Below are 11,861 nucleotides of genomic sequence, written 5' to 3'. Positions count from 1 at the left end.
ACATTTTTCTGCACAATCCTGCCAAATCAACCCTTAAATGCACCCAAAAGTCTTAACTCTCAGGTGTTTGGATTCCCGCAATGTCAGGCTAGTGTTCTTAGGTTGTGTGACCAAAGCTATCTTCGCCCAGACCGATAATTCCGGCGCGCGTGAAACGAGGTAAGCGCGATCCTTTAGCTTTCATGGTCGTTCAATTTTGGGACCCTTCGTCAAATGCGGGTTTCGCCGAGCGTGGCGAAATTTGCAAAGCGATTACATGATTTGGGAGGATCATATGAAAAAACTTCTTACAGCAACAACGGCCATCGCCCTTCTTGGCGGCACGGCAATGGCGCAAAGCAATCTGGAAAAGCTCGGTGCATTCAAAGTCACCGGCACGAAGGAGCATACTGTTGTTGACCAGAACAGCGGCAGCGCGGATTCGATCCGGGCGGTGCTGGAAAACATCACGATGCCGGAAGGTTTCAAAATCGAACTTTATGCGCTCGTTCCGGATGCACGCCATATGGCAATGGCTCCGCAAGGCACAGTTCTGTTCGTCGGCACAAAGAAAAACAAGGTCTGGGCCGTCATGGACCGCGACCGCAACAAGGTCGCCGATGAGGTCAAGGATTTTGCCCCGTCTCTGGAACTGGACGTACCAAATGGTGTCGCCTTTTCAAAGGACGGCTTCTTGTTCATTGCGGAACGTAACCGGGTGATGATGTATCCTGCCGCGGAGTTTTTCCATGAAAGCCCCGATGTTGTGGCAGTTCCCATCGTGCCTCAGGGCACGCTGATCCCGGTCGAGGAAGAAAGCTACAATCATACAGCCCGCGTCGTCAAAGTAGGCCCGGACAACAAGCTTTATATCTCTCTCGGCCAGCCCTTTAACGTCGCCCCGCCGGAAAAGCTCGATCTTTACAATGAAACCGGGATCGGCGGCATCATCCGCATGGATCGTGATGGCAGCAACCGAGAAGTCTATACCTACGGTGTCCGGAACTCGGTAGGCCATGATTTCCACCCGGTGACCGGCGAGCTTTGGTGGACAGACAATCAGGTCGATGGCATGGGCGATGATATTCCGCCCGGTGAAATCAACCGCCAGACCGCTGCGGGGCAACATTTTGGGCACCCGTGGTACGGCGGCGGAGATGTGCGCACCAATGAATACGCAGGCCAGGAAGTTCCGGTCGACGTGGTGATGCCAGCAGTAGAGACGGTTGCACATGCCGCCGATCTGGGCATGTCGTTTTACAACGGCAATATGTTCCCGGCAAAGTACAAGAATGCGATCTTTTCTGCGCAACACGGGTCCTGGAACCGGACAGAGCCGATCGGCGCGCGCGTCATGGTCACCTTCATTGATGACGAAGGCAACGCCACAACTGAGCCCTTTGCCGAAGGCTGGTTGAACGAGAACGGCGAATACGATGGCCGTCCGGTGGACGTCATTCCGATGAAAGACGGATCCCTTCTGGTTTCAGATGATTTTGCGAACGCGGTCTATCGCATTACCTATTCTGAGTGACACGACGCGACTTGCGGACCGGTTCAGCCGGTCCGCCCCTTCTGCGGGAGCCTTCATGAAGAAACACGTCAATCTGATCTCTGTCGTGGCCCTGCTTTTTGCCGCGGCACCAAGTCTTGCCGCCGATATCGAGAACGGCAAGAAGCTGTCTCGCCAATGCTCGGTCTGTCATGGCAAGGACGGGTTATCCAAGGACCCCGAGGTTCCCAATCTCGCAGGACAGCCCGCTCTCTATCTGGAGAAAAGCCTCAAGGACTATCGGAGCGGCGCCAGGGAAGACCGGCGCATGACCCTTATTGTCAAGAACCTGAGCGACGAGGACCTAAAGGATCTGGCAGCGTATTTCGCAGCTTTCGAGATAACTGTCGGCGCACCCGAATAGGTAGCGAGCCCGTAACTCCCCGAAAACAGGTCAAATTCCGGATATGGACTTGAGACACTCAAGCACTTCTCCAGAACCCTCCCGCTCTTTCAGGCAGGCAAAAACAACCGGTAAATCACCCCGCATACGCGCGGCATCAACCCGCATCACGTCGAGAGACGCCCCGACATGCGGCGCAAGATCCGTTTTATTCACGACAAGAATGTCCGACCGCGTTATTGCCGGGCCACCTTTGCGCGGTATCTCTTCGCCCGCGGCCACGTCGATGACGTAGATCGTCAGATCGGCGAGTTCCGGGCTGAAAGTGGCTGAGAGGTTGTCACCACCGGATTCGATCAAAACGACCTCGACGTCCGGATGGCGGGCGCGCATTTCGGCGACGGCCGCAAGATTGATGGATGCATCTTCGCGGATCGCCGTATGGGGGCACCCACCAGTCTCAACCCCAATAATGCGATCCTGCGGCAATATCTGCATGCGCATCAGGGCCTCCGCATCTTCTTGAGTATAGATGTCGTTGGTGATGACGCCAATTGAGTGGTCGGCCTTCATCAACTCGGCCAGACGGGCCGTCAGCGTCGTTTTCCCGGCGCCGACAGGGCCACCGATCCCCACCCGCAGTGGGCCGTTTAGCTTTGTCATGATTGGAATAGCCTTGGTTGCTGGGTTTCATGTTTCATTGCTGCAATGTCGGAAAGAAAGGCGTTGCTGAAAACGTCATCGGGCGTTGCGCTTCGCGTTTCGAAAACGGCTTTGAGACAATCGTTTTGCAATTGATGGATGACCCGTTGACCAGCGGTTTGACCAATCGGCATCAGGCGCATGGCCGCCGAAACAAGGTTCGTCACAAACGCCTGCAAAAAGAGGCTGACTGTGGCTTCCTCTTCAAGATGCGCGATCCGGGCAGCGTGTCCGACGGCAACGGGCAACAGCAGATTTGGCAGTTCGAACCCCCAGACAGAATTCGTGGTTTGCACGAAGGCTCTGCCCTGCAACGCGGCCTCGCGCAACCTTTCCTGACTTGGGGCAAAGGCACGCGCAAGAGCATCTATCTGACACGGGTCTTCAGAGGCGAAAGCGAGGCGGAGCCAGACCGCGTCCGCGCGCCCCGAACCGCGGGTCAGACAGTCGCGCACCCAATGCTCCAGCCCTTCGGTATCTTCGATCCAGCCATGCGCGATGGCGGCCTCGATCCCGTGAGAGTAAGCGAAAGCGCCAATCGGATAGGCGGGGGATAACCATTGGGTAAGAGTGAGTATTTTTGCATCAATGGGCATGAGAATGCACGCTGTGCCCATGCTCATGCGAATGGGTTCGGCCAAGACCATATGCGCCGCCTTCCGGCGTGAATGGTTCGATGACCGCCATCGCCGTAGCGCCAAGATGGGTCAGCATATGCGTGATGACCGGGTCGTTTTGGATCAGCAAGCGTGTCGCCTCAATCTGGCAGGGGGTATGGCGATTTCCGATATGCCAGGCCAGTCGCGGCAGGTCCGATCCGCTAATTGCCAGCAGGCTTTCAGGGGCGGCCCTGACCTCGACCAGCTTCCCATCACTCAACGCCAGCGCATCGCCATGGTTAAGCGACACCGTTTTTTCAAAATCCGCAACAAACGACCAGCCGTCCTGTGTCGTGAGTTTCTTGCGACGAAAAAACCTGTCTTCATAGCTCAAAGCGCAGGTCGAGGCCGCTCCGCTCCAGGTGCCGGCGGCGTGAAATTTTTGGGCAACGGGTAGTTTTGTCATAGGGCCTCAATACAGGAAATATCGCTGCGCCATCGGCAGCTCGGTTGCGGGTTGGCAGGTCAAAAGCTCACCATTTGCGCGCACTTCATAGGTTTCAGGATGAACCTCGATCTCGGGCGTAGCGTCATTCAACACGAGATCTTTCTTACCGATATCGCGCGTATTCGCGACCGGCAGCGTTTCTTTTGCCAGCCCCAGCCTGCCGCCTATCCCTTCGCTCATCGCGGCCGGGGATACAAAGCTCACAGCACTTGCTTCCAAAGACCTGCCGTAGGCGCCAAACATCGGACGGGTGTAAACAGGTTGCGGGGTCGGGATGGACGCATTCGGGTCACCCATCTGTGCGCAGACGATGCTCCCCCCCATCAGCACCATCTCAGGCTTCACGCCAAAAAACGCGGGATGCCACAGCACAAGGTCGGCACGTTTGCCCTCTTCGACCGATCCGATGTAGCTCGACAACCCATGAGCAATAGCCGGATTAATCGTGTATTTCGCGATGTAACGGCGGACACGCAGATTGTCATTGTCCCCGGTTTCGTCAGCCAATTGTCCGCGCTGCTTTTTCATCTTGTCGGCCGTCTGCCAGGTACGAATGATAACCTCACCGACGCGGCCCATGGCTTGACTATCGGAGGCAATGATCGAAAAAGCCCCCATGTCGTGCAGGATATCCTCGGCGGCTATGGTCTCGCGCCTTATGCGGCTTTCGGCAAAGGCGACATCTTCGGGGATCGATTTGTCCAGGTGATGGCAGACCATCAGCATATCAAGATGCTCATCAACCGTATTGACCGTGAAGGGACGTGTCGGGTTGGTGGAGGACGGCAGCACATGTGCTTCGCCGCAGATTTTGATGATGTCGGGCGCATGACCTCCACCCGCGCCTTCCGTGTGGAACGCATGAATGGTCCGGCCCTTGATTGCGGCAATGGTGTTTTCAACGAAACCAGATTCGTTCAGCGTGTCCGTATGTATCATCACCTGCACATCCATCGCGTCGGCCACGGAAAGACAGCAATCTATGGCGGCGGGGGTAGTGCCCCAGTCTTCGTGAAGTTTCAGCGCGCAAGCACCTGCCTTCACCTGCTCTTCGAGAGCAGCGGGCAATGACGCGTTGCCCTTCCCGGCAAAGGCGAGGTTCATCGGAAAGGCATCGGCAGCTTGCAGCATACGCCCGATATGCCACGGACCGGGTGTGCAGGTCGTCGCGAGCGTGCCATGTGCGGGACCAGTGCCGCCGCCCAACATCGTGGTCATACCGGAGTGCAACGCATCTTCGATTTGTTGGGGGCAGATGAAATGGATGTGGCTGTCAAAGCCGCCAGCGGTCAATATCCTGCCTTCCCCGGCAAGCACTTCGGTGCCGGGACCAACGATGATATTGACACCGGGTTGCGTATCTGGATTCCCGGCCTTTCCGATCTTGTGGATGCGGCCATCCTTCAAGCCGACATCAGCTTTGTAGATACCTGTCGAATCCACGATCAGCGCGTTGGTGATCACCGTGTCAACGGCTCCGTCGATACGGGTCACCTGCGACTGCCCCATACCGTCCCGAATTACCTTTCCGCCACCAAACTTTACTTCCTCTCCGAATGGCCCGGTCAAATCACGTTCGACCTCAATGATCAGGTCAGTGTCCGCGAGGCGGAGCCTGTCCCCGGTCGTGGGCCCGAACATGGCGGCATGTTCCCTGCGGGAAATCATCGCTGGCATTACAGCTCTCCCATCACGTTTTGATTGAACCCGAAAACCTTGCGCGCGCCGCCGATCGGAATGAGTTGCACTTCGCGCCGTTGCCCGGGCTCGAAGCGCACGGCGGTTCCCGCAGCGATGTCCAGCCGCATTCCGCGGGCAATATCCCTATCAAAATCCAAAGCCATGTTGGCTTCGCCAAAGTGGTAATGTGAGCCGATCTGCACTGGTCGGTCTCCCGTATTCGCAACCATGAGCGTCACCGCTTTTCGTCCACTGTTCAGTTCGATTTCCCCATCGGTGATGAAATATTCTCCCGGGATCATGGCCGGCCTCCTATCGGATAGGGTTGTGAACGGTGACAAGTTTGGTCCCGTCCTGGAAGGTCGCTTCGACCTGCACTTCGTGGATCATCTCGGGGATGCCCTCCATGCAGTGGTCGCGACCAATGACCTCGGCTCCTGCTTCCATCATGTCTGCAACCGAACGACCGTCGCGCGCGCCCTCGACGACCGTGTCCGTGATCAGGGCGATGGCTTCGGGGTAGTTCAGTTTCACGCCCCGAGCGAGGCGTCTGCGCGCAATTTCGGCGGCCACCGCAACCAGCAGCTTGTCTTTTTCCCGGGGGGTCAATTGCATCGCTCAAAGGCTCCATGATTTTGGTAGAGGTTTGTCGGTGAGCATTTCCAAAACGGGCACCAGAGATCGACGCAAAAGAAACGAATCCGGTGCAAGGCACCGAATGCTCAGCAAATCGGGCGCCAGCAAGCTTGCCCCACCCGTCGCTGGCAAGGCTTGACGGACAGTCGGCAATAGCCCCTGCGCACGCGGCCCACAGTACAGGGCACTGGCCAGAGAGGTCATGCCGGCACAGACGGCCGGGCGCGCCAGTTGCGTACCGATGTCCCCGGTCAGATCAATCCGGTCCAAATAGATCGGCTCGTTGTTACGATTGATCGTAATGCTGTCGCGAAACATTCCCGACGTCAGGGTCTCGCCCATGGCACGGCGACCGAAAACGATGGGTTCGACCAGTACCAGCTCGGCATTTGTTGCCAGATCGACGTGTAACCGACGCTCTATCGAAGCCCCGTCAAACACGATGGTCTCCTGGGGTAACCAATGCAGCACCGAACCCGCCGCAGCGACCAATCGTGTGCCGACACGCGCACGGCCTGATCGGCTGCGATAAGCCCGCTCGGCCGCCTGGGTTGTCAGGATAAGATGACTGCCAGCACCCGCTTCAGCCATCAGATCGACCCGATCACCGCCGGTCAATCCTCCGGATGTATTCAGAATTATGGCTTCGACAGCATCATCACGCCGCGGAAACGCCACCTTGATGGAGCCAGAAGTTCTGAAGCGGTCAATGCCCGAACGTTCTTGAACACGCTTGGTCGACAGCCTCAACGAGCCAACCGACCGTGGCGTGGCACCCGTTTCCCGCGATACCGGCATTACATGCGTCATAGACGGAGCCACCTCCCAGATCCCGACCAATTGGGTTCAACATGGCTGGCGGTTTTGATCCACAGACACGACGCGTGTAAGCCCATGATCGGGTCGCGCTGCTCAAATGGCAAGCAGGCTCGGGTGTCGATGCTCAGAATTTATGCAGATCACAAACTCGGGTTCATTGTCCCTGGTTGGCGTGAAAATCGGGGAAAAGAGATGGCATCAATTGCGCGTCAAACGTGAGGGCGCAATCAACTCGATTGCGGCCCTACAAACGGCGTTAAAACATTTCTGCGCGGGTTCCAAAGTATCCCTTGCCGTCTCACATCGTCTGTCATCTATCCAACATAGCAAAGACAGGCGCCCGTTTGATTGTTCTGGACAGAGGCCTCCCGCCAGGTCTGGTCAGACAAACACCGTATCCGAGAAAATGAAATCATCCTCGGTCAGTTCAGCGGAATTCACCCCGGTAAGATACATTGATCCCTTGTCCGCCCTTACCAGAGCATTTGAAAACACGTCACGGATTGCCAGGTCCTCGAAGGTGTTGATGCCAAGGCCGGATACGTCAATTTTATCCACGCCAACATCGAAATCTGTCACCAGATTGGTGGATTTGTCGTTGAAGACAAACACGTCCTCCCCGCCGCCTCCCGAAAGAACGTTGAAACCCCGGCCACCATCAATCAGGTCGTCGCCTTGTCGACCGCTAAGCCGGTCGAAAGACTTGCCGCCGACCAGAACCAGATCTGTCACAGGCGCAAAGACGAAATCGTCCTCCGTCAGATCGGAACCGCGTGTATCGCGATCATCGAACCTGACTTTGGCGATATTGCCTGAAATCGTATCGGCCAGGATCGCCGTTCTGCCCTGGCCATAAATCTCCAGTTCTTCGAAGCCTTGAACACCCCATTGAGAAACGTCAATCCGATCTCCCTCGACTTTGGAAAAGTCGAGAATCTTGTCCCTGTCCCCGTCACCCAGAATAAAGGTGTCCGCGCCATCCCCACCCGTATATTTGTCACGCCCGGCAAGGCCGTCGATGAAATCATCGAACTCCGTTCCGACCAGCTTGTCGTTTTTGGCAGTACCGAAGATTTCGGATTTGAAGTTGAAACCGACAATGACAGGATCGTGGTCCGAGTTTCGCGCCGCAGTATCGCCGTTGTAAAGTGTTGGATCGCGGCCAAAATCGAGATTGTAGTCAGTGATCGTTGCTTCATCGGAATTGATCCGCCATTCGGTCACCCCGGTGACCTTTGACAACAACGCATCGTTTGCCAGGGCATAATCCAATGTTCCGGCTTGACCATCGAACACAAAACTTGTGGCCCCGTCGATGAACGCATCTGCCAGATCGGTATAACCTGCGTCTTCAAGCGCGGTGATGGGGTCTTCCTGAGCATAAGCATTCAGGTCGCCGACGATCAATGTGTTCTCGGCCCCTTGGCCAGTTGGATCGGCGGCCAGCCAATCTGCAAGAATCTTCGCGGCTTCGGTGCGGGTCGCATTGTTATTGCCCTGACCATCAAGTTGATCGTTGTCTGCCTCCAGACCCGAAAGCGACCCTTTGGACTTGAGGTGATTGACCGCCACCGTGATCGTCTCACCGCTGGAAAGATCCTGGAATGTCTGTGCAAGAGCCGGGCGGTTAAGTTCGCGCCCCGCATCCAGCGGATCCAGAAAATTGCGGCCTTCGAACTCGAACAGACCTGCGCTTTCGCCTAGAGGTGCTACCGATCCGATCTTGTAGATCATGCCCACAGTGATCGCGTCACCGCCGAAATCACCGGTCGGAATAAAATCATAGACCTCAGAACCCAATTCGGCGTTCACACGGGCAACGAGATCGGCGATGGCGATATCATCATCGTTCTCAAGTTCCACCAGGCCCAGGACATCCGCGTCGATCTCAACCACAGCCTGCACGATCTTGTTCACCTGTCGGTCGAATTCAGCCGTTGCCGGCTCTACCCCAAAGCGCGTCAGATCATCTGCACCACGGCCCCCTTGGTCATCATTCGGGCCTGCGGTGTTCGACCCATCGTCAAGCGTGGTGAAGTAATTCAGAACATTCAACGAGGCGACTTTGAAATTGCCGCCGACATCTTCGGGTGTTTCCGTCCGCGGGTTGGATGCCTCGTAATCCGCAGTCGGCAAATGAATGCGGAATTCGGGCTCCTCGGAACTGGATTGGAAGTCCTCTGAATAGGACAGAACGCCGGTGACATTGGTCAGCGTATCGCCCATGCGAAAACTATCACTGGCCGTCAAAATGCCGTCGTTTCCATCGGGTATTCTGATCAGGTCGGCGTTTTGCTCACGCGACCCATCATCCAGGGTGATTGTTCGCGCAGCAATATCCTGCAGGTGCTGCGCATACCCTTCGGCGTCCGGGGCGTTGTTTTGGGTAAACTGCTCCAACCGTCCATCGGCGGAGGCTTTCAGCGTCCCAAAGCGCCCAAGTTGGAAAAGCTCGGTCACCTCAAGGCTCTGCGGCAGAGTGACCAACATGCCTTCATAGGCCTCAAGATTTGCGACAAAATCGCCATCTTGATCAATCATCACCCCTTCGCTGCCCAGATTGACGACCGTCGCGGTCGGCAGCAGTTGGTTGGAGGCGATGACTTCGACTGCACTGGCGGATATCTGGGTTTCCCCGAAGAATTCGGACACCGTGCCGGTCACCTCAACAAGATCACCAACCTGCACATCGGGATTGCCCTCCGCAAAGTCGTCAAAGATAAAAATGCCCTCGGATGTGCTGGCGTCTGCATCCGCGTCCGCGTCTTCTTCCTGCACAAAGAACCCGTTGAGGTCTGCGCCCTCTACGTTGGACATCATCGACTGGAAGTCTGCTGTAACGATGGCCTGTATTCGAATGGTTTGGCCTTCGAGGACCGAACGATCATCTATGCCGACAGTGGCAAAATCTGCAAACCCGTTAAATGCCGTGCTGCCCTGGATTTCCGAAATCTTGACCAACTCCGGTGATGCAATCACCTCGTTGGTCTCGCCGGGTGTTGGCGCTTGCGCAACAAATTCGCCTGAACCGTCGGGATTGCGCGCCAGCGCATCTGCCGTCGAATTGTTCGCCCCTTCATTATATTGCGTTGTCTGACCAAGCGCCGCCAACAGACCTGCATCGTCAACATCGTTGGTGTCATAGACAAGCGCATCAACCAGATTATCCGTTGTGGCGACAGAAATGTCAGCGGGGTCCCCAAGATATAACCCCACGGCATCAGCCCCGTTTTGCAGACCATTCGTTGTGAAGGCTTCAAGGTCCACATTTGCGACGTTTTCTGATCCGATAACAAAAAAACCGTTCTCATCCGTGCTGAACCCGTCGAGATCGAAGGCGTCATAGGCAGTGTCATCGTTCCCGTTGAACAAAACGACAGTGTAGCCATCAAGTGGGGTTCCCCCAACGCCACCGTCATACAACTCGATGAATTCCGCTGCATCGCTGCCGGTTTGATCCGCGTCAACCTCATTGATTGTCAGCATCACGGGACCCGCCACGAAAGGGTCACTGTTCACTTGACTGCCGGGTGAGTAAACCGCGCCTTCCGCACCACTTGCATCCGTGTGCTGAACGAACTCGCCGTCAAGATCAGGGTCGCGAGTCACTGACTGATTGTTTCCCCCTTCCGATCCATAGACAACTTCCTGGAACAGGGTGCCATCTGCGTTGGCCAAGGTAACCGTGTCGCCGCCATTGTTCAGCCCAAGCGAACCAGAGGACGCCGTTACAACTTGCGCGCCGCCGAAATCACCCGTGGGTGTACCGCCACCAAAAACGACGATCGCGGCGCCAGCCGCAAGGATCGTACCATCTGCAAAAGTATGACGAAGCCCAACGGCATCGGAAAGGGTCACTCCTGAAAGGTCGGCCTCTTCCGAACCGGTGTTGACGACCTCGATGAATTCATCGTCTGTGGCACTTCGGGTGCCATCGCCATTCGCATCGCCAGTGAGGTCGGCGGCAGGGTCGGCGTGAATCTCATTGATTGTCAGCGTCAACACAGGTTCTGGGTCCGGCTCAAACGGATCGCCATCTACCTCTGTTCCCGGTGAGAAAATTGCCCCATTGGCCGCAGCAATGTCGGAATGGCCAGCGAGGTCGCCAGATATATCCGGATCTCGCGTCAACGATTGGTTGTTACCACCTTCAGATCCGTAAGTGACTTCCTGGATGGTTTCGCCATCAGCCGTTTCCAGGCTGACAGTCTCGCCGCCATTGTTGAGCCCCAGCGAGCCTGTGGAGGCCGTGAATATCTGTGCACCACCAAAATCACCTGTCGGCGTTCCGCCACCGAAGACGACAACAGCCGCACCGGCCGCGAGCGTGGTTCCATCTGCAAATGTATGACGGACACCCACCGCGTCAGAGAGTGTGATGCCCGAGAGATCAACTTCCAGATCACCCTGGTTTACGATCTCGACAAATTCATCATCAGTCGCATCCCGCACGCCATCGCCATTCGCATCTCCAGAGATATCGGCGGCAGGGTCCGCATGAATTTCATTGATCACAAGAGAAGGAGGGGCTGCGACAACCGGACCAAACGTCTGGCCCTCATTGACCGCATCGCGCGTGGCGTCCAATGGCGCGGAAAACACGAAATCTGCACCTGCTTGCCCATCCCCGGTTCTTTGCAAAGATTGTCCGACATTCGTATTCCCGGGCTCAGACACACCGATATCTGTAGACGTCAGGCCCGCAGCCGGGCCGTCTGTTGCAACAAGACTGCCTTCATAGCTGAGAAATTCCACGACCCCGCCGGTATTATCAACCAGCGCAATTCCGTCTGGTGACCCATTCTGAATGCCCACTGCATCGACGGACACAAAACCAAAACCATTGCCGCTGTCGGTGACGGTCAATCTACTCAAATCAAGCGTGTTATAACTGGCCCCATTGCTGCCGTTGTACAAAACAAGAGACCATCCAGTCAGATCGAAACCGGCCGGTGCAGCGATTTCGACAAATTCGCCGATATCTCCGCCAGCATTGTCATAGTGAAATTCATTTATGAAAGCGCTCATTGAACAGCCCCGCTA

10 protein-coding genes are annotated in these 11,861 nt (G+C 56.2%); 2 read left to right on the top strand and 8 right to left on the bottom strand.

Annotation, left to right across the window (positions count from 1 at the left end; all coding sequences use genetic code 11):
• The first annotated feature begins 274 nt into the window (after positions 1-274).
• Complete coding sequence (locus tag ACOTTU_RS14485) at positions 275-1,513, top strand: PQQ-dependent sugar dehydrogenase (protein WP_425659040.1); 1,239 nt, start codon at positions 275-277, stop codon at positions 1,511-1,513.
• Positions 1,514-1,568: 55 nt separating this feature from the next.
• On the top strand, positions 1,569-1,895 hold the full coding sequence (locus ACOTTU_RS14480; protein ID WP_425659038.1) for a c-type cytochrome: 327 nt from the start codon (positions 1,569-1,571) through the stop codon (positions 1,893-1,895).
• Positions 1,896-1,925: 30 nt separating this feature from the next.
• Here the strand turns inward: ACOTTU_RS14480 and ureG are convergent, their stop codons facing one another.
• The 8 genes from ureG to ACOTTU_RS14440 all read right to left on the bottom strand — a co-directional run bounded on the left by ureG (position 1,926) and on the right by ACOTTU_RS14440 (position 11,846).
• Positions 1,926-2,537, bottom strand: coding sequence for an urease accessory protein UreG (ureG, locus tag ACOTTU_RS14475; protein WP_425659037.1), 612 nt, complete (start codon positions 2,535-2,537; stop codon positions 1,926-1,928).
• Positions 2,534-3,199, bottom strand: a complete 666-nt coding sequence (locus ACOTTU_RS14470; protein ID WP_425659035.1) for an urease accessory protein UreF — start codon at positions 3,197-3,199, stop codon at positions 2,534-2,536. The genes ureG and ACOTTU_RS14470 overlap by 4 nt, the downstream gene beginning before the upstream one ends.
• Positions 3,162-3,641 (bottom strand): urease accessory protein UreE, encoded by a 480-nt coding sequence (locus ACOTTU_RS14465; RefSeq protein WP_425659033.1) that lies wholly within the window; start codon positions 3,639-3,641, stop codon positions 3,162-3,164. Before ACOTTU_RS14465 ends, ACOTTU_RS14470 begins: the two co-directional genes overlap by 38 nt.
• A 6-nt stretch (positions 3,642-3,647) precedes the next feature.
• A complete protein-coding gene (gene ureC, locus ACOTTU_RS14460) occupies positions 3,648-5,360 on the bottom strand; it encodes an urease subunit alpha (protein WP_425659032.1) in 1,713 nt (570 codons plus the stop codon).
• Complete coding sequence (locus tag ACOTTU_RS14455) at positions 5,360-5,665, bottom strand: urease subunit beta (RefSeq protein WP_425659030.1); 306 nt, start codon at positions 5,663-5,665, stop codon at positions 5,360-5,362. Before ACOTTU_RS14455 ends, ureC begins: the two co-directional genes overlap by 1 nt.
• 10 nt (positions 5,666-5,675) lie before the next feature.
• On the bottom strand, positions 5,676-5,978 hold the full coding sequence (locus ACOTTU_RS14450; protein ID WP_425659028.1) for an urease subunit gamma: 303 nt from the start codon (positions 5,976-5,978) through the stop codon (positions 5,676-5,678).
• Between the two features lie 3 nt (positions 5,979-5,981).
• The gene (locus ACOTTU_RS14445) at positions 5,982-6,809 is read right to left on the bottom strand and encodes an urease accessory protein UreD (protein ID WP_425659026.1); all 828 of its coding nucleotides are present in this window, start codon (positions 6,807-6,809) and stop codon (positions 5,982-5,984) included.
• A gap of 390 nt (positions 6,810-7,199) precedes the next feature.
• Positions 7,200-11,846 carry an ExeM/NucH family extracellular endonuclease gene (locus ACOTTU_RS14440; RefSeq protein WP_425659024.1) on the bottom strand — a complete coding sequence of 1,549 codons (4,647 nt, stop codon included), beginning with the start codon at positions 11,844-11,846 and terminating at the stop codon, positions 7,200-7,202.
• Positions 11,847-11,861 lie beyond the last annotated feature (15 nt).

Source organism: Roseobacter sp. EG26, assembly GCF_049830555.1.
Lineage (GTDB): Bacteria > Pseudomonadota > Alphaproteobacteria > Rhodobacterales > Rhodobacteraceae > Roseobacter.
The sequence above is the reverse complement of the archived record's forward strand: the minus strand, read 5'-3'. Positions and strand labels throughout refer to the sequence as shown.